Source organism: Streptococcus sp. HMSC062D07, from assembly GCF_001814215.1.
Lineage (GTDB): Bacteria > Bacillota > Bacilli > Lactobacillales > Streptococcaceae > Streptococcus > Streptococcus infantis_I.
The window spans coordinates 100,838-116,150 of record NZ_KV815334.1 but is presented as its reverse complement, the minus strand read 5'-3'; the positions used below and the strand labels follow the sequence as shown (position 1 = coordinate 116,150).

Annotated in this window: 25 protein-coding genes and 1 pseudogene; 4 read left to right on the top strand and 22 right to left on the bottom strand. The window is 37.5% G+C overall.

The window, feature by feature from the left end:
* Positions 1-41 precede the first annotated feature (41 nt).
* The 18 genes and pseudogenes from HMPREF2957_RS07310 to HMPREF2957_RS07225 all read right to left on the bottom strand — a co-directional run bounded on the left by HMPREF2957_RS07310 (position 42) and on the right by HMPREF2957_RS07225 (position 9,122).
* Positions 42-443: a transcriptional activator gene (locus tag HMPREF2957_RS07310; RefSeq protein ID WP_000736386.1), complete on the bottom strand. Its 402-nt coding sequence runs from the start codon at positions 441-443 to the stop codon at positions 42-44.
* Between the two features lie 294 nt (positions 444-737).
* The gene (locus tag HMPREF2957_RS07305; RefSeq protein ID WP_070678561.1) at positions 738-998 is read right to left on the bottom strand and encodes a DUF1372 family protein; all 261 of its coding nucleotides are present in this window, start codon (positions 996-998) and stop codon (positions 738-740) included.
* Positions 995-1,381: a hypothetical protein gene (locus HMPREF2957_RS07300; protein ID WP_070678558.1), complete on the bottom strand. Its 387-nt coding sequence runs from the start codon at positions 1,379-1,381 to the stop codon at positions 995-997. The genes HMPREF2957_RS07305 and HMPREF2957_RS07300 overlap by 4 nt, the downstream gene beginning before the upstream one ends.
* Entirely contained in the window at positions 1,381-1,959 is a 579-nt protein-coding gene (locus tag HMPREF2957_RS07295) for a hypothetical protein (protein WP_070678555.1), read from the bottom strand. The genes HMPREF2957_RS07300 and HMPREF2957_RS07295 overlap by 1 nt, the downstream gene beginning before the upstream one ends.
* A gap of 12 nt (positions 1,960-1,971) precedes the next feature.
* Complete coding sequence (gene ssb / locus HMPREF2957_RS07290; RefSeq protein ID WP_070678552.1) at positions 1,972-2,388, bottom strand: single-stranded DNA-binding protein; 417 nt, start codon at positions 2,386-2,388, stop codon at positions 1,972-1,974.
* Positions 2,378-2,626: a DUF3310 domain-containing protein gene (locus HMPREF2957_RS07285; protein WP_070678549.1), complete on the bottom strand. Its 249-nt coding sequence runs from the start codon at positions 2,624-2,626 to the stop codon at positions 2,378-2,380. Before HMPREF2957_RS07285 ends, ssb begins: the two co-directional genes overlap by 11 nt.
* Positions 2,626-2,943: a 3-dehydroquinate synthase gene (locus HMPREF2957_RS07280; protein ID WP_070678547.1), complete on the bottom strand. Its 318-nt coding sequence runs from the start codon at positions 2,941-2,943 to the stop codon at positions 2,626-2,628. The genes HMPREF2957_RS07285 and HMPREF2957_RS07280 overlap by 1 nt, the downstream gene beginning before the upstream one ends.
* Before the next feature lie 9 nt (positions 2,944-2,952).
* Complete coding sequence (locus HMPREF2957_RS07275; RefSeq protein WP_070678543.1) at positions 2,953-3,219, bottom strand: hypothetical protein; 267 nt, start codon at positions 3,217-3,219, stop codon at positions 2,953-2,955.
* Between the two features lies 1 nt (position 3,220).
* Entirely contained in the window at positions 3,221-3,712 is a 492-nt protein-coding gene (locus HMPREF2957_RS07270; RefSeq protein WP_070678540.1) for a MazG-like family protein, read from the bottom strand.
* A gap of 1 nt (position 3,713) precedes the next feature.
* On the bottom strand, positions 3,714-3,935 hold the full coding sequence (locus HMPREF2957_RS07265; RefSeq protein WP_054368739.1) for a hypothetical protein: 222 nt from the start codon (positions 3,933-3,935) through the stop codon (positions 3,714-3,716).
* Positions 3,928-4,702, bottom strand: a pseudogene (locus tag HMPREF2957_RS07260) (DNA methyltransferase). The gene HMPREF2957_RS07265 and the pseudogene HMPREF2957_RS07260 overlap by 8 nt, the downstream one beginning before the upstream one ends.
* A gap of 11 nt (positions 4,703-4,713) precedes the next feature.
* Positions 4,714-5,535: an ATP-binding protein gene (locus HMPREF2957_RS07255; protein ID WP_070678535.1), complete on the bottom strand. Its 822-nt coding sequence runs from the start codon at positions 5,533-5,535 to the stop codon at positions 4,714-4,716.
* Complete coding sequence (locus tag HMPREF2957_RS07250; protein ID WP_070678532.1) at positions 5,536-6,282, bottom strand: conserved phage C-terminal domain-containing protein; 747 nt, start codon at positions 6,280-6,282, stop codon at positions 5,536-5,538.
* Positions 6,283-7,614, bottom strand: coding sequence for a replicative DNA helicase (gene dnaB, locus HMPREF2957_RS07245; protein WP_070678530.1), 1,332 nt, complete (start codon positions 7,612-7,614; stop codon positions 6,283-6,285).
* A gap of 12 nt (positions 7,615-7,626) precedes the next feature.
* Positions 7,627-7,839: a hypothetical protein gene (locus tag HMPREF2957_RS07240; RefSeq protein ID WP_070678527.1), complete on the bottom strand. Its 213-nt coding sequence runs from the start codon at positions 7,837-7,839 to the stop codon at positions 7,627-7,629.
* Between the two features lie 80 nt (positions 7,840-7,919).
* Entirely contained in the window at positions 7,920-8,177 is a 258-nt protein-coding gene (locus HMPREF2957_RS07235) for a hypothetical protein (RefSeq protein WP_007519052.1), read from the bottom strand.
* A gap of 12 nt (positions 8,178-8,189) precedes the next feature.
* The gene (locus HMPREF2957_RS07230; protein WP_070678524.1) at positions 8,190-8,903 is read right to left on the bottom strand and encodes an ORF6C domain-containing protein; all 714 of its coding nucleotides are present in this window, start codon (positions 8,901-8,903) and stop codon (positions 8,190-8,192) included.
* Between the two features lie 3 nt (positions 8,904-8,906).
* Positions 8,907-9,122 (bottom strand): transcriptional regulator, encoded by a 216-nt coding sequence (locus HMPREF2957_RS07225; protein WP_070678521.1) that lies wholly within the window; start codon positions 9,120-9,122, stop codon positions 8,907-8,909.
* Between the two features lie 298 nt (positions 9,123-9,420).
* Between HMPREF2957_RS07225 and HMPREF2957_RS07220 the strand changes: the two genes are divergently transcribed.
* From HMPREF2957_RS07220 to HMPREF2957_RS07205, 4 genes are all read left to right on the top strand, one after another.
* Positions 9,421-9,792, top strand: coding sequence for a helix-turn-helix domain-containing protein (locus HMPREF2957_RS07220; protein WP_070678518.1), 372 nt, complete (start codon positions 9,421-9,423; stop codon positions 9,790-9,792).
* Positions 9,793-9,838: 46 nt separating this feature from the next.
* Entirely contained in the window at positions 9,839-10,159 is a 321-nt protein-coding gene (locus HMPREF2957_RS07215; RefSeq protein WP_261674157.1) for an ImmA/IrrE family metallo-endopeptidase, read from the top strand.
* Positions 10,160-10,189: 30 nt separating this feature from the next.
* On the top strand, positions 10,190-10,597 hold the full coding sequence (locus tag HMPREF2957_RS07210; protein WP_070678512.1) for a DUF4429 domain-containing protein: 408 nt from the start codon (positions 10,190-10,192) through the stop codon (positions 10,595-10,597).
* A gap of 174 nt (positions 10,598-10,771) precedes the next feature.
* On the top strand, positions 10,772-11,920 hold the full coding sequence (locus HMPREF2957_RS07205; protein WP_070678509.1) for a tyrosine-type recombinase/integrase: 1,149 nt from the start codon (positions 10,772-10,774) through the stop codon (positions 11,918-11,920).
* A 250-nt stretch (positions 11,921-12,170) separates the two neighbouring features.
* Here the strand turns inward: HMPREF2957_RS07205 and HMPREF2957_RS07200 are convergent, their stop codons facing one another.
* The 4 genes from HMPREF2957_RS07200 to HMPREF2957_RS07185 all read right to left on the bottom strand — a co-directional run bounded on the left by HMPREF2957_RS07200 (position 12,171) and on the right by HMPREF2957_RS07185 (position 15,292).
* Entirely contained in the window at positions 12,171-13,025 is an 855-nt protein-coding gene (locus HMPREF2957_RS07200; protein WP_004250630.1) for an ABC transporter permease, read from the bottom strand.
* Positions 13,025-13,888: an ABC transporter ATP-binding protein gene (locus HMPREF2957_RS07195; protein ID WP_004250628.1), complete on the bottom strand. Its 864-nt coding sequence runs from the start codon at positions 13,886-13,888 to the stop codon at positions 13,025-13,027. The genes HMPREF2957_RS07200 and HMPREF2957_RS07195 overlap by 1 nt, the downstream gene beginning before the upstream one ends.
* A 276-nt stretch (positions 13,889-14,164) precedes the next feature.
* Positions 14,165-14,587, bottom strand: coding sequence for a GNAT family N-acetyltransferase (locus HMPREF2957_RS07190; RefSeq protein ID WP_004250626.1), 423 nt, complete (start codon positions 14,585-14,587; stop codon positions 14,165-14,167).
* Between the two features lie 12 nt (positions 14,588-14,599).
* A complete protein-coding gene (locus HMPREF2957_RS07185) occupies positions 14,600-15,292 on the bottom strand; it encodes a GNAT family N-acetyltransferase (protein WP_070678506.1) in 693 nt (230 codons plus the stop codon).
* Positions 15,293-15,313 lie beyond the last annotated feature (21 nt).

Genomic DNA, 15,313 nt, shown 5'->3' with positions numbered 1-15,313 from the left:
TTTTTTGTGAGACTTCAAGATGTCTTTTGTCTCAATCTTATTTACAACTCACCTTTCAGTATAGCGTACTGCTCTAGAATAATCCTTCTACGTCGATAGATTGTAGCTTTGCTCATGAATTTCTGTTCTGCTATTTCTTCCCATCTCAGTTGAGGATATCTCCAGCGCAGATTAAAGATTTCCTTATCTTCATCAACTAGATTGATCAGGAGTTTGTTAATAATAGCTTTGAACCCTTCGAGAAATTTCAAGGTTGGATCATCTGCGATTCTGATTGCGATAGTTTCGGTAGGTTTGCTTATTCCTACGATAGGACCACTCTGAGCATCTGGGTTTCGAGTTTCTAATTCTAGCCTTCTCAAATCTATTGTACGTTGAATGTTTTGGAATTTGAAAAGTTCTCTGTCTAATGTTTTGAGGTCTTCGTCGCTCAATTTCTTCAAATTTTACCTCCGAATTTTCTAAATAATTAAATAAGCTATCGAACATTTTGGAAAAAGCCTTACTGATGTCAGAAACTATCTGCTTAATCATTCTAGATAAAACTTCAATTTCTTCCTGACTTAACTTTATAAGCTTATTTTCTAATTCTAGTTGTTTCTTCTGAGCAAGTTGCTTAGCTTTCTTCTTAATCCTTTTATTCATCTTGCTCTCCATTTCCTGGTATTAGCTTTCATGAATGTAGCCTGCCATTGCTTCCTGAATGATGATGTAAGTTAGTTTCTTGTACTTTGTCATTACAATCTCACCTCATCTCCGATTTTCAAAAATTCGTAGTTGTCTTGCGATACTACGAAAATGCCGTAGTTCTGTATTGTGATTGTGTACAGGTCGCCTATTTTTTCTTTATGGACGACTCTACCTTTGATTTCTGCTCCTTGATTGTCAGCTTTATAGACGATCATCGGGCGATTTTCTTCTGATTTCTTAATCTGGATACTCTGCCAAATATTTAATCCAGCAGACAATAAAATCCAGATTGCGATAAAACGTTTCATTCCGTTACCTCCTTATAAAGTAAATTCATATCAAAACCGCTCTCAATAAATCTGTATGTGAGTTCTTTGTTAATTCCATTTCCTAGACGATGATAAACCACATCTACATTGATATCTGCACCTAAATATTTTTCCAAGCGGTCACGATTATCCACATAAAAGTCGATATTTCGTTTTAGGTGTTGATAAGGCTTGCCTTTAGCTATATCCCTGGTGCACCACATTAGTACCTTTGAAATGACATCATTCTTTGTCAAGCAATCTCTTAAAGAAAAGTATGTGTTTGTTTTTGGGATGAGAATAAGTTCTAATTGTCTGTTTATAAATGAGTCAGGAAAATAACTCATAAGCTTTTTCAATTCTTCAAAGACCTCATTATTCATCACTCCACCTCTTCATTTTTTATTGATTCATACGCTCTTTTATAAGCATCCAAATATAGAAATACTATTTCAGACACTTTTTTACCAGCGATTTCAAGAATCTCATAGTATTCTGAATCTTGTTCACTCAGGAATTCTCGAACAGTATCAGTAATGTGTTGGAATCCATAACTATCATTGAAATATTCAAATAGTTCATCAAAATAATATTGATCATCTTCGTCTAAGTCTTCATATCGCTTATTATCAAAGAAACACTCAAGAATAATTTTTTTAGCTTTATCTTCATCATAAACAAAAAGATTTCGACTAGATGCTTTGATTTTTTCGATAAAATATCCAGGGTTATTTGTGAAATCCTTATAGAAGTCTTCCCAATTACCCATATTGTTAAAATTTACTGCAACCAGCTCTCCAAAATCCCCTGTGATAGCTAATGATGAATTTTTCTTATCGAAAATATATCTTAGATTATACATTTGATTATATTCTGGACTATAATAATCAATAATTGTGATATCATCTAATTCGATTTTTTTAGCAATGTGTTTGTTAAAATAGTGTGCAAATGATTCCATCACTCCACCTCCTTAAAACGGCAATCCATCATCTGGAATATCCATCGGATCACTTGCTCCAAAACTTGGTGGCATCTGATTTTCCATACTTGCCTGATTTGCAGAATTATCCTTTTTTTCAAGGATTTGAAAACTTTCAGCTACAACTTCAGTCACATAGACACGTTGTCCTTGCTGGTTATCGTAGCTACGAGTCTGAATGCGACCTGTAATCCCTACAAGAGCACCCTTTTTAAGCCAATTTGCAAAGTTTTCAGCTTGCTGACGCCACATGATGCAACTGATAAAATCGGCTTCACGATCACCTGCCTGATTCTTAAAATTGCGATTCACTGCCAAACTGAAAGTTGCAACAGCCACGTTTGATGGTGTGTATCGCAACTCAGGGTCACGAGTCAAGCGACCTACTAACACAACATTATTGATCATTGTTTAACTCCTTTTCTACTTCCTCAATCAGCCAATCCAGGTTCTTGCGTGCCTTCTTCAAATCCTCAAGGCCGTTTTTCTTCTGATGACGTAGTAGATACTTCAAGGCATTCCCTAAGTAGAAGCCTTTCAGTTGTTCAGGTGTCATGAAATTTCTTAAAGCATCGATAGACTCCATGCCATACCTACCTTGATAGTGGCTTGGTTTGTTTACGTTGTCATTTTTTTCAGGTTTCATTATTCATCCCCTTCCTTGTTTTCTAAAACGGCATCCTGTATAAAAGTATTGCCAATTTCATAGTGCTTGTATTCTTCAGCTGTCACTTCAAATGTTTCTTCAACGTGCTCATTTCCTACATATCCAGAAATGACCAGAATATATCTTCTTTTTGTTCTTGTTGGCACAAGTACCGAACTTTTTCCTGTCATAACAGGTATGAACGTTGTGTGAGGTTCATCAATGTACTTATCTACCACCGTCCCACTTGAAATCTGGTGACATGCTATGAGTAAGGATGCGAATAAAACAACACATAGAATTTTAAAATATCTCATTCTAAATCCTCACAAAAACAAACTAGCTAGCCACAGAATAAATGCAAAATATATAATCTTTGAAATGGCCTGAGTAAGTTTTTTTGAAATATCTTCATCGCTATAGATTGTTGGATTTATGAAGCTTAGTAAAGCATCTACTCCCAAAGCTTGCCAAAACGAAATCTTTCCGACAGGGAGGATTGTCGTTACAATCTCATTCCAACCAAATTGAACAACAAACGGTGAGATAATTGTTACGAGTAATACAGCAATAAAAATTCCTAGTTTTTTCATTTTATAAATCCTCCTCTTTCACAAACACCCCGTCAATCATCTTACCTTTGCGGTCCTTTATGACTTCATAAGCTTCTTCTAAGCAACTTTCAGCTGTAGTGCCATTGCAAAATGAAACCGTACTAACAACACTATCAAGAAACATCAAGTCTGACTTGATCAGTGGAGTCTGTGTCTTATTATGACAAACATGAGAGTATAGTTTCTGAGCAATGTTACCAAGACTGGAAACCATCAGCAGCAATTCGAGTTCCTGTTGATTAGCCGAAATCTGAGCACCGTTCTTGATCTGTTGATCAAGTCCAATCATTACTACCTGGATATCACCAAGCGCATCGTAAATCAGTTCAGATTTATCCTTGGCAATCCCTTCAAACAATTCTCCTGACTCTTCCATCAACTTCAAGAACTGTTTGACAGGATTTGCTTCATGTAAATTTCGGTCAACAAACCATTGTTGTACTTTTTCTTCCAAATTCATTTTTGTATTCATCTTATTTTTCCTCCGTTTTCTTCGTAATCAAGTAGTAGCAGTCAACTGCTCCGTAGTCAATCCTGATATTTTCTCCACTCATGCTTTTCCGAAAGCGTGGATTGTTAACAGCAGAGTAGCTGGCTTGATGTTGCTTTAATTCATTGATTGCACTATGTATGTGCCCAAAACTCCCAATGAGTATCTTGCGGTGACCGTTATAAATGAAATAGAGTTCAATCATCTTTACTAAACTCCTTGTAAATTTTTTTGAATATTTCTGACACCAATTTTTCAGGTATATTAGATCTCTCGTTGTATGATTTTGAGAAGTTTTTCCACTCAATATCCTGCTTGATAATTTTATTTTTAAGATTAAGTTCAATATTGCTTCCAAAAATCGTCCGTTTTTGTAAAGGATAATCATAATTATTGTATCTAGCTAGATTTTTGTATGGAATTCTGAATCCGATAATATCCTCAATGTAAGGCCACAATCTGTCAGCAGCTGGATTCTCAATAACCCAAAATTGTGGTCTATATCTTTTTATGATTTCTATTGTGTTGAAAGCTGTTAGCTCGCCATTGACCCTTTTTAAAAATTGCCTGTCGTACTGATAATTTATATAGGCTGACTCATAATCCTGATTTGCCCTGATCGTGAACGGTGAAGGTCTTACTTGTGGAGCGAACAAGCTATCAGAAACATCATTGCGTTTCCAACACGCATTTCCATTTTCCATTGCAGAAGCATTTGACCATGATTCACATGGTGGACTAGCTATTACAAGGTCAGGTTTTGGTAATTTGTCTAACACGTCAAAGAGCGTGTTATCTCCAAATAAACGTTTGTAATCAGCAAGGTCCAGATTTATAAAATGATTGTTCTTGTTTTCTATATCTATTCCGACTGAATAGATTTCAATATTCGCCCCCCCCCGAACTATTCAGAGAGTTAGCACCCTTGAAGTAAGAACCATTCCCACTATCAAAAAGTGCCCAGACTGTCATTTTTTTGATAATCAATACCTCCTATCCTTCATCCCAGACGGATACACAAAGCATCTGCCAGTTGCTCCTTCAAAAATTCGACTAGAGAGAGCACCATTCCCAAAATCATCAGAATAAAGCTCTTTAATCTCTTCACTGCTCAAATTCGTATTGATAATGGTATTTGTTCGATTATCCAAGATCTTGAACAATATCTGATGAGCCCATTCGTTTCGCTTTGTATCAGCTTTACGACTCTCTTTCCCAAGGTCGTCCAAGAAGAGAAAGTCAACCTCAGACAATAACTTAACCATCTTCGCTTCTGAATAGCCATTATCAAACTCAAAGCTTTCACGAATCTTATCAAATAAAGTAACGACTGACACAAAGAGCACGCTTTTAGGTTCATCATAAGACTTGAACTGATCATTGAGAAACCGAGCTAATCCATAGGTCAGATGACTCTTACCAACACCAGAAGGTCCTGTGATGATGGCATTTCCAACCGTACCTTTGGCATACTCACGTTCCAATCGCTTCACAAAATTCATAGCCTTTTCATCAATATCAACCTGAATCTCATAGTCATGTAGTGACTTACTGGCCAGCTTACTTGAAACGATACTGTCACGAGCAAAGACCTCGTAAGTGTCCGATAGTTTGCTTTTAACTTCAGATTCCATATTCAGTTGCTTTTCAAAGAGACGAATGTTCTCTTTCTCACACTCAGGACATTGACTGATTTCCTCAACCTTACCCTTAACAGGAATCTTAACAGACCAAAGATGGCATCCATGGATTTCACAGACATCATCAAGAACCGTTCTAGTTCTAAATTGTTTAAACTGTTTCATCTAAAACCCTAGCCTTTCGTCTGTTTTCTTTTCACGATTAACAATATTCCCTTGATTCAAATAACCATCGAACTTCGTTCCGAAGAGAGTCTCTGGTCGCAAGTATTTCGCATACTTCGTACCTGACCAATCCTTAACCATATTATCGATCACTTGTTTAAAGTCTTCTAGTCTATATCCTTCAGACCATCTAGCTTTAATTAGAGATTTGTTCTTCTGAACATTATCTCTATATTTCTTTCCAGTCTTTGAATTTAGATAATCGATAATTTCTTTGTAAGGGATATTATCTATACTACCCTGACCTATACTACCCTGACCTATACTATGCGGACATTCGTCCGTCACTTGTCCGTCAACTGCCTGACCTTCTTCAGTAAGCTCTAGAACTGCCTTTCCAGGCTCAACCAATCTACTTCCATCAACTTCTAATCCAAGTTGTTGAATAGCTAAATTCCTATGTATACTAGGCTTGTGTCTATCTGGTCTAATTTTATTTTGTTCGTTGAAATCCGTAATGAAATAGACCATGTCTTGATTAAGTGGTTTTATAAACTGCTTGATAACTAATAGGCCTAAACTGTCCTCACTGGCACCAATCATTCTAACGACTGGAAATGCTTCGACAATTCCGTCATCATCTGAATTGATGACTAAATGAACATACAATGCCTGAGTTTCAAGTGGTAGTCTTAAAAATTTTTGTGTTTGCATTATGGTCTTGCTGACCATTCTTCTTTCTGCCATCTACCCCTCCACACTTGAAAATTTTGTGTATTCCTTATGAAAATACAACTTCACTGTCCCTAGACTCCCATGTCTATTCTTTTCTAGGATCAGCTCGGTCACGTTATTCGCTTCTTGACTGTCTGCATGTTCCTTCTGGTAGTAGGCATCACGATACAAGAAAGCTACAATGTCTGCATCTTGCTCAATCGAACCAGATTCTCGCAAATCTGATAGCATCGGGCGCTTGTCCTGTCTCTGCTCAACCGACCGACTCAACTGCGACAAGGCTATGACAGGAACCCTCAAATCCTTTGCAAGTATCTTCAATTCCCTTGAAATTTCAGAAACTACCTGCTGACGATTCTCACCCTTTGAACCAGTGATCAACTGCAAATAGTCAATGATGATGACACCAAGACCACCCATTTCTTGGGCAAGTTTCCGAGCCTTTGACCGTATCTCTGAAATACGAATACCAGCAGTATCGTCCACGAAAATAGGCGCATCATAGAGATTATTTTGTGCATGTACAAGTCTTTTCCACTCATCGGTACTAAGATTCCCAGTCTTCAAATGATAACCTGGAACCATACCCTCAGATGCCACCATACGCTCAATCAATTCCTCTGCTCCCATTTCAAGTGAGAAGATGACAGCAGGATTTCTTTCCATCGTAGCCACATGCTTAGCGATATTAAGAGCCAATGCCGTCTTCCCCATAGCTGGACGAGCAGCAAGGATGATAAGATTCCCTTCATGAAGGCCTGTTGTAATCTTATCCAATCCGACAAAGCCAGTAGATAGACCAGTCACGAATCCATCTGTCTGTGAGCGAGTCTCGACTATCTGCATGTGTGTATCAAGAATATCGGCCACATTACGAAATCCTGTCCCTGCATTTTGATTACTAATATCCAGTAGAGATTTTTCAGTTTTAGCAATGATGTCATCAATTGATATATCACCTTGATAAGCACTAGATAACGAATCTGACAAGTCAGCAATTACTTTCCGAAGCGTAGCCTTTTCTTTTACGAGCTTAGCGTAGTGCTCCACATTTTTTGAAGTTGGTGTTGAATTTACCAACTCGACAACGTAGTTTATACCACCGATATTTAAGATGTCACCTTGATTGGTAAGAGCAGAAGCCATTGTCGTAGCATCGATTGGCTCACCTTTTTCAAGCAACGACAGCATTGTCTTAAATACAATCTTGTTTGCAGGTTTGTAAAAATCCTCAGGGACCAATTCGTCTGCCAGCGAAATGATTGTGTCAGGTGCGATAAATACCGCTCCCAGAACAGATTGTTCAGCCGCTAAATCATGAGGTGGTATTTTGAAATCATTCATCTCTTCTCCTTGCTAATCCGCAAATGTTTCTTTTCGAGTAACGGGATCAATATCCACACGTCGACCTGTTTTAAAGTCGATAAACCCTTTTTCAAATTGTGGCGATTGAAATTGAGTCTTCTTTTTCTGTCTCATGGCCATTTTTAGCTTGATATTCATCATCAGCGATTCAATCAATACTACTGATACTACTGTGCCTACTGCGATAATTTGTAAATTGTTCATGTTTTTTATCCTCTTTTTGTGCTATAATATAGTCAAATAATTTTGCTAAGACCTTGTCCAGAAGCCTTTTAGTAAAGTTATTATAGTTGATTCGAGAGCCATTCCTTGATGGCTCTTTTTGACCATTTCTTACCAGGGAGTTCTTTCGGAAATCCCTTCATGTAACGATAATTATTTGAAAATGTGTCATAGTTGATTCCTAGAAATTCGCAGGTAGTACCTACATCCATCAATTCAGGATAGTGGTCACTATCTTTTTCTATTTCAACCAACCTTGTGATCGTGTCCTTGATAATGGATTTGATCCAGTCCGTTAATGAAAGTAGAACATTATCCATCTTTTACCCTTTCTAAATTTCGTCAAATGCGTTCATTTTCATGATTTTCATCTTGGTATTGGTGCTTGGCTCCCAAGTCATCCAATAGGCCAATGCGGCTTCTGCAAATTTTTTCGGTAGCAAGTCATAGCGACTAATATTGAAGTGATCCTTGAAATCAATCTCAGCTTGTCTAAATACCGATTGAGCAAAAATCTTATCAGCATAAGCAGGACTATCAATCCCACCCAAGCAAGCCACAACCCTAGCCTTACGCTTCTTCAATAGCGATTGAGCGTAGCTTGGATGGATTGGTTGTTCATTCTTGAGGTAGTCGATATCTTCAATCATGCTAGCTTGTTGCTCACGCAATTTTTTCTGTCCAGTAAATAGGGCAATGAAGGCATCTTCGTCTAAGTCTTCACGAATGAAGCCACCTTGTCTGCGAATAGCTGGCAATACCTCTGATGTTACCCAGCGCTTGAATTCTTTTGCCTGTGGCAGTTTGCTTGATAAGATTAGAGAATACAAACCTGACTCGTTGATGATGATAGTATTTTGTGTTCGACCTAGATTGTCGGTGAGTCCGTATTTCACGGAGTCATCTTCGTCAACGTGCCGAGAAATTGCGTCTAGTGGTTTAGCATATCCTAAAATGTCAGCGACATCTTTTCCTACAAACCAAGGCTCGTCATCAATTGTTAAAGTACGGACATCTTGTCCATGAAAATTAAATATTTCGTTCATTTCTTACTCCTCGAATTTCTCCCATGATTCTGATATTCCTAGTTTTTTTGAAATCTTTAATTTCAAATCATCAGAACCCTTACCTATGTTGAATAATTCTGTAATAACGCTTGATGTTCGCTTGAATCCAATCGTTTGAGCCAAGTCAGCGTTATTCCAATTGCGCTCAGCCATTTTTTGTTTTACCAGTTCGTTCCATTTTTGGTGTTGAGTGCTCATGTGTAGCTCCTTTCTTTTTTTAGAGAAACACAAAGCGAAAACTTTTTTATAGAATTTCTTGACTTTTTCTAGACTAAAGTCTATAATCAAAGTATAAGAAAAACATAAACAAAGGACTTTCTAAACCAATCACAACGCTCGCCAAAGCTTTTATTTTTAGTTTGTCTTTTCTCTTTCGTTTTCGCTTTATATTTCGCTTTACAATATATATTCTATACTTTTTTATAGAACTTGTCAACACTTTTCTATACTTTTTTCTAGAATATTTTTTGTAAAGCGTAGAAAGGTTGATTTAACAATGTTTTCAACGTTTGAAAAAATCAAAGAACTTGCTAAAAAGCGAGGAATTGCTTTGTCAAAACTAGAAGAAACTTTGGGTTATAGTACAAATTATTTTTATTCATTAAAAAAGAAGGCGCCTAACTCTGAGCGACTTCAAGAAATTGCTGAATATTTTAATGTTTCGACTGATTATCTATTAGGTCGTACTGATAATCCTAATGTAGCTAGTGATATTGTCACTACTGCTGATGGTCGTGTTGTTGATTTGTCTAATCTTCGTGAACGTGTGGTTCTTTTTGATGGTAAACCGCTATCAGACGAAGATGTTGATAAGATTGCGCAAATTATTAAGCTTTCTTTGGGGGTGTCTGAAATTGAAAGTGAGTGAGCTCTTAGAAGAGTATCAGGTCACACTCTATCTTTTTCCTGAAACCATGTGGGAACGTAGAGGTTTCTATTTCCCAGATGAACGAACTATCTATGTGAATAGAAATCTTAGTCAGGAAGAACGAGAAGAGGTCATCCTGCATGAATTAGGGCATATAAACCATAACCCAGCGCATTACAAAAGATTACTCTATAAATACGAAAATGAAGCAGACCGCTTCATGGTTCGTCATCTTATATCTGAAGAATTGTCTCAATGTGAACCATCAGAGTTTAATTGGTTGAGATTTGCTGAAAGGCATAGGATTGCAACAACTTGGGGTGAACAAATGATTCAGGAAGAATTTTATAGATTGACAGGTAGTTAATAAATTTTACAAAAAGAAAGGTGAATAGAAATGGCATTATTTGGGAAGAAACAAAACGATGTTCAAGAAGTTGAACTTTTTACAGAAGAACCGAATGAAAGAGTTTTTGAGTTCAAAAAATCAAAAACAGTAGTAAGAGTTGATGACTACTTCATCAGAATTGCCAGAAAATCAAATGTTTCGAATGTTTTACTGCATGGATTAGATGGTGAAAAATCAATTTTGTTATCAGAAATCACTGCTTATCAGTTAAAAGAGCCTGGTGCGACTGTTGGGTATCTTCAGCTTGTTTACCCTGGTTCGTCTGATGTAAAAGGTGGTGTTTTCGATGCAGTAAAAGATGAAAATACTGTGACATTCCTTAAAGAAGATAAAGCAGCTATTTTAGAATTAAAACAAGCTATTGAAAAAGCTTTAAAAGATAAAGTCAAGAAATAACAAAAAAGCCCCACAATCGCCCTCGCCAAAGTTTGATTGTGAAGCTTACCTTAGATAAAAATCAGCCATTAAAAAGGCCTCTTTTCTATACCCTATTTTACACCATGAAAGGGGTGATGTCAATATTCTCAACGTTTAGACCTTGTCCAGAAGCTAATAAACAAGGAGAATACAATGAAATACATTAAGACAAAATACCCAAATATCTATTACTACGAGACTGCCAAAGGCAAGCGTTACTATATCAGACGCTCTTTCTATTTCAGAGGGAAAAAGAAAGAGATAACTAAGAGCGGTCTCACAACACTTCCACAAGCTCGTGCAGCCTTGACAGAGATTGAGCAACAAATCCAAGAACAAGAATTAGGTATCAATACGAATCTTACTCTCGATCAGTATTGGGATATTTATTCGGAAAAGAGATTGTCAACAGGGCGCTGGAATGACACTTCCTACTACCTCAATGACAATCTTTATAAGAACCACATCAAACCAAAGTTTGGTTCTGTTCTGCTTAAAAATTTGGATAGAAATGAGTATGAACTATTCATTTCTGAAAAATTAAAGAATCACACCAGATACACTGTTCAAACTCTCAATTCCAGCTTCATGGCATTGCTAAACGATGCTGTGAAAAATGGGAATCTTCCCTCAAATCGCTTGAAAGGTGTCTTTATAGGACAAAGTGATATCCCTGCCACAAATAAGAAAATTTCACTGAAAGAGTTCAAGTCTTGGATTTCTAAAGCTGAAGAAATCATGCCAAAAGAATTTTACGCTCTTACCTATCTTACCATTTTTGGATTGAGGAGAGGGGAAGTCTTTGGGTTGCGTCCAATAGACGTGACTCAGAATGATAGTGGACGGGCTATACTGCATCTTAGAGACAGTCGAAGCAATCAGACTTTGAAAGGGAAAGGAGGACTTAAAACGAAGGAATCGGAGCGCTACGTCTGCCTTGATGATATCGGGACAGACCTTATCTATTATCTGATAGATGAAGCTGCTAAGGTTAAAAGGAGATTAGGGATTATCAAAGATCAGCAAAAAGATTACATTACGATCAACGAAAAAGGAACGCTCATCAATCCTAATCAGCTAAATAGGAATTTTAATCTAGTCAATGAAGCAACAGGATTGCATGTAACACCTCACATGATGCGCCACTTCTTCACGACTCAAAGTATCATTGCAGGAGTCCCGCTTGAGCAATTGAGTCAGGCGCTAGGCCATACAAAGGTTTATATGACAGATCGTTATAACCAAGTTGAGGACGAACTTGCGGAAGCAACGACAGATTTATTCCTGAGCCATATTCGCTAAAAAGTCCCCGCCAATCCCTCAAAAACTTCCCGACAACTCCCCGACCATATTCCAAAAACTACCGAAATTTATCGGAAAATGATGTTTAGGAAATTCCAAAAAGCCTTTAAATAAAGCAAAAAAACTCCACCTGATTGGGTGGAGTTAAGGGAGATTATTATGAAAAAGAAAAGTTTAGGATTTCTATTAAATAAAGTTAGGAGGTCTTTACTTAATGATTACATGATACAGTAGAAGACTTAAAGTTAGCTTAACCTATAAATTTTATTTTTTTGCTAGAGATTTTAACTACTACCAGCCAAAGCAGAAAAGTTAGGAGGCAGATACTCACCACTATTAAGTATGTTTCTTCCTTTGTTAAAAGGTTCTGCCAATTAAGCCGGATTCCTAATTTTTCTTGAAACTCTTCTAATAAGCTACTATTCCCCATAAATGTAGTTTCTAATTGCTCCTTCATTAAGACCTGTCTATAGAGAGAAGCAAGATAGGTAGCCGGTGTGCACTTCATGAGAACTTTAGCGAAGTTAGGAAGAATTCCCATTGGTACATAAGTTCCCACTAAAAATCCTGAAGCTGTACCTACAATTGTAGCCAATTTACCCAGACTATCTACTGACTGGAAATGATAAATCAAGAGTACATTTACCAATGTTGAAAGGAGACTACTTAGCAGCATGATTAAACTAATTTCAAATAGCTTACTCATAGCTGGAATTTCTTGAAAATAAAGGCTCATAACAACAAGCATAAAGGCTTGCATAACAAAGGAAATGATAAGGCTACTAATAAGATAAGACAGTTGCAAGCCCCAGCTCCCTAAATCTGTCAAAAAGAGATCCTGATCCACTTGATTTTCACGATCTTGTACCATCTGGGTCAAAGCTGTAAAACTGGTTGTAATCCCAGTCACAGCCAATGTTCCACCCATCAGCCAGTTATTTAAAAGGCTCTTATTATCAGGAAGTTGAGACCAGGCATCCATCAGATTTTTCTGCAAAAAAATGATATAGAGTAGAAAGGAAATCAAAGCTCCCAGTAATGAGAAAAAGACTCCTGAACGATTACGAAAATACAACAAAAAATCACGTTTTAACAAAGCTAACATTAGCGCACCTCTCTTCCTGTAAGGGCTATGAAGGCATCATCCATAGTTCCTGGACGAAATTCAAAGCTAGCAATCTTCTCACGAACTTGGGTCAAATAATCAATAGCTTCCAATTGGCTCTTAGGATAAAGACTATACTCAAACTCATTTTCCTTTTCCACAGGCATATTTTTAGGTAAGAATTTCTCCACCTGCTTGTCTTTAAAACAAATTTTTAAAAGATTGGAAGCGTACTCACTTTTAATTTCAGCAGCAGAACCTTGGGCAATAACCTTTCCATGATCTATAATATAAAGTTGATCTGCCTCATCTGCTTCATCCAGATAATGAGTCGTTAAGATAATAGTCATCCCTTCATCTCTTTGTAGACGATACAATAAATCCCAAATGGATTTGCGAGTCTGAATATCTAGTCCAGTCGTAGGCTCATCTAGAAATAAAATATCGGGATTGGCTAGGAGAGCCCGAGCAATGTCAACTCGACGTTTCTGTCCTCCTGATAAAGTTCCATAAAGTTGTTTCTGAAAAGCAGTCAACCCTAGTTGATTGATTAAATCTTCCACACGACCACCTTTAATCCCCTTATACTGCTGAGCGCGAATGGCTAGGTTTTCTTTGACCGTCAACTTTTCATCCAATACACTTGCTTGAAAAACAACTCCAATCCGAGTATTGGGCGCATAGATGATTTGACCATTAGTTGCTCTTTTAAGTCCGATTAACATTGAAATCGTGGTCGATTTGCCAGCCCCATTAGGTCCTAAGATTGCGTTAAAACTTCCTTTTTTAAACTCTAAATTTATATCTTTTACTGCTGTATAGTCTCCATAGTTCTTAGTGAGGCCTTTTACTTGTAAAATCATATTTCCTTCCTCCTTTTTACACCTTCAGTTTAACAAAAAGGAAAAAGAAAAAATATAGTTTGGTGCTATGTGGTCGAAATGGATGATTATGTGGTCAATTCTACCTTAAAACTTCTGCATTTGAACATAAAAAAAGCCACCTGATTTGGTGGCTTCTTTAGGGAGATTATTATGAAAAAGAAAAGTTTAGGATTTCTATTAAATAAAGTTAGGAGGTCTTTACTTAATGATTACATGATACATGAGTAAACTTAAAGTTAACTTAAGATAAAAGAATTATTTAAATTTTTTTCGATCCACCCAAATCATTCCTGTACAATCATAAGTAGATAAGGTTTCAAACCCCAGAGAACGGTAAAAACCCAAGTTTTTTTCTGTCTGTTCAGTCGCTAGTTGTATTTGGTAGGCATCCTTATAGTCAGCTAAGGCTTCTTTCATCAAATTACTACCAATTCCTTGGCGCTGATAGCTAGGCAAAACAATCAAATCCTGGACAAAAACGGATGAAAAACCGTCTCCAACCAGACGCATTAAACCAACGATTTCCTCACCATCACGGGCAAGATAAGTCGTTAGCGAATGAGACAAGGCCTGCTCCAACATCTGTGGCTGATTGGTATAGTTTGTCCAACCAACTGCCTGATAGAGATGTAAAACGTCATCAATTGAAACAGAGGATTCTTTTGTAAATTTTATCATAGTAGAACCTTTCTAACATTGCCTAAGCGATTTTATCTGCTGCCCATTTTTATCAAAGTTTTTAGGAGCCAACCATGTTTCCAAACGAGCTTTGACTTGTGGCCAGTCCTTATCGATCATGGACAACCAATCCGTATCTCTGGTGCGACCTTTATAGATAACAGCTTGGCGGAAGGTGCCTTCATAGACAAAGCCCAAACGTTCTGCTGCTTTTCTAGATGGAAGATTGAGGGCGTCGCACTTCCACTCATAGCGGCGATAGTTGAGTTCTTCAAAAACATAACGAGCTAGCAAATAGTGAGCTTCTGTTCCCATCCTGGTCTGTTTGAGAGCCGGAGAAAAGGTCACCGCGCCAACTTCAATGGTGCGATTGGCTTGGTCAATACGCATGAGAGAAAAAGTCCCCAGTGCTTTACCAGTTGCTTTATCGATAATCGCGTAGTAAAAGCGATCCTTGCGCTCAATCATCTGCTTTAAGGCTACCATTAACTCTTCTAGATTAGCCACAGGTGGTTGAAAAAGGTAGGTCCACATCTCACGAGGACTATCTGGGCCATATACAGCTAATAAATCCTCTGCATGCTTTTCCACCGATAGAGCTTCTATAATCGTATATCGCCCTTCTATCCGTACAAGTGAAGGCAAAACTCCAGGTGTATCATCTACAGGTTCACCAATCATCTGACCGTATTCATTTACTGGCATAGCTTTCTCCTTGTCTCACAC

Coding starts and splice junctions, on each gene's coding strand:
- HMPREF2957_RS07305 (WP_070678561.1), bottom strand. CDS start 998: ATGAAACGTTTTATCGCAATCTGGATTTTATTGTCTGCTGGATTAAAT.
- HMPREF2957_RS07300 (WP_070678558.1), bottom strand. CDS start 1,381: ATGAATAATGAGGTCTTTGAAGAATTGAAAAAGCTTATGAGTTATTTT.
- HMPREF2957_RS07295 (WP_070678555.1), bottom strand. CDS start 1,959: ATGGAATCATTTGCACACTATTTTAACAAACACATTGCTAAAAAAATC.
- ssb (WP_070678552.1), bottom strand. CDS start 2,388: ATGATCAATAATGTTGTGTTAGTAGGTCGCTTGACTCGTGACCCTGAG.
- HMPREF2957_RS07285 (WP_070678549.1), bottom strand. CDS start 2,626: ATGAAACCTGAAAAAAATGACAACGTAAACAAACCAAGCCACTATCAA.
- HMPREF2957_RS07280 (WP_070678547.1), bottom strand. CDS start 2,943: ATGAGATATTTTAAAATTCTATGTGTTGTTTTATTCGCATCCTTACTC.
- HMPREF2957_RS07275 (WP_070678543.1), bottom strand. CDS start 3,219: ATGAAAAAACTAGGAATTTTTATTGCTGTATTACTCGTAACAATTATC.
- HMPREF2957_RS07270 (WP_070678540.1), bottom strand. CDS start 3,712: ATGAATACAAAAATGAATTTGGAAGAAAAAGTACAACAATGGTTTGTT.
- HMPREF2957_RS07265 (WP_054368739.1), bottom strand. CDS start 3,935: ATGATTGAACTCTATTTCATTTATAACGGTCACCGCAAGATACTCATT.
- HMPREF2957_RS07255 (WP_070678535.1), bottom strand. CDS start 5,535: ATGAAACAGTTTAAACAATTTAGAACTAGAACGGTTCTTGATGATGTC.
- HMPREF2957_RS07250 (WP_070678532.1), bottom strand. CDS start 6,282: ATGGCAGAAAGAAGAATGGTCAGCAAGACCATAATGCAAACACAAAAA.
- dnaB (WP_070678530.1), bottom strand. CDS start 7,614: ATGAATGATTTCAAAATACCACCTCATGATTTAGCGGCTGAACAATCT.
- HMPREF2957_RS07240 (WP_070678527.1), bottom strand. CDS start 7,839: ATGAACAATTTACAAATTATCGCAGTAGGCACAGTAGTATCAGTAGTA.
- HMPREF2957_RS07235 (WP_007519052.1), bottom strand. CDS start 8,177: ATGGATAATGTTCTACTTTCATTAACGGACTGGATCAAATCCATTATC.
- HMPREF2957_RS07230 (WP_070678524.1), bottom strand. CDS start 8,903: ATGAACGAAATATTTAATTTTCATGGACAAGATGTCCGTACTTTAACA.
- HMPREF2957_RS07225 (WP_070678521.1), bottom strand. CDS start 9,122: ATGAGCACTCAACACCAAAAATGGAACGAACTGGTAAAACAAAAAATG.
- HMPREF2957_RS07220 (WP_070678518.1), top strand. CDS start 9,421: ATGTTTTCAACGTTTGAAAAAATCAAAGAACTTGCTAAAAAGCGAGGA.
- HMPREF2957_RS07215 (WP_261674157.1), top strand. CDS start 9,839: ATGTGGGAACGTAGAGGTTTCTATTTCCCAGATGAACGAACTATCTAT.
- HMPREF2957_RS07210 (WP_070678512.1), top strand. CDS start 10,190: ATGGCATTATTTGGGAAGAAACAAAACGATGTTCAAGAAGTTGAACTT.
- HMPREF2957_RS07205 (WP_070678509.1), top strand. CDS start 10,772: ATGAAATACATTAAGACAAAATACCCAAATATCTATTACTACGAGACT.
- HMPREF2957_RS07200 (WP_004250630.1), bottom strand. CDS start 13,025: ATGTTAGCTTTGTTAAAACGTGATTTTTTGTTGTATTTTCGTAATCGT.
- HMPREF2957_RS07195 (WP_004250628.1), bottom strand. CDS start 13,888: ATGATTTTACAAGTAAAAGGCCTCACTAAGAACTATGGAGACTATACA.
- HMPREF2957_RS07190 (WP_004250626.1), bottom strand. CDS start 14,587: ATGATAAAATTTACAAAAGAATCCTCTGTTTCAATTGATGACGTTTTA.
- HMPREF2957_RS07185 (WP_070678506.1), bottom strand. CDS start 15,292: ATGCCAGTAAATGAATACGGTCAGATGATTGGTGAACCTGTAGATGAT.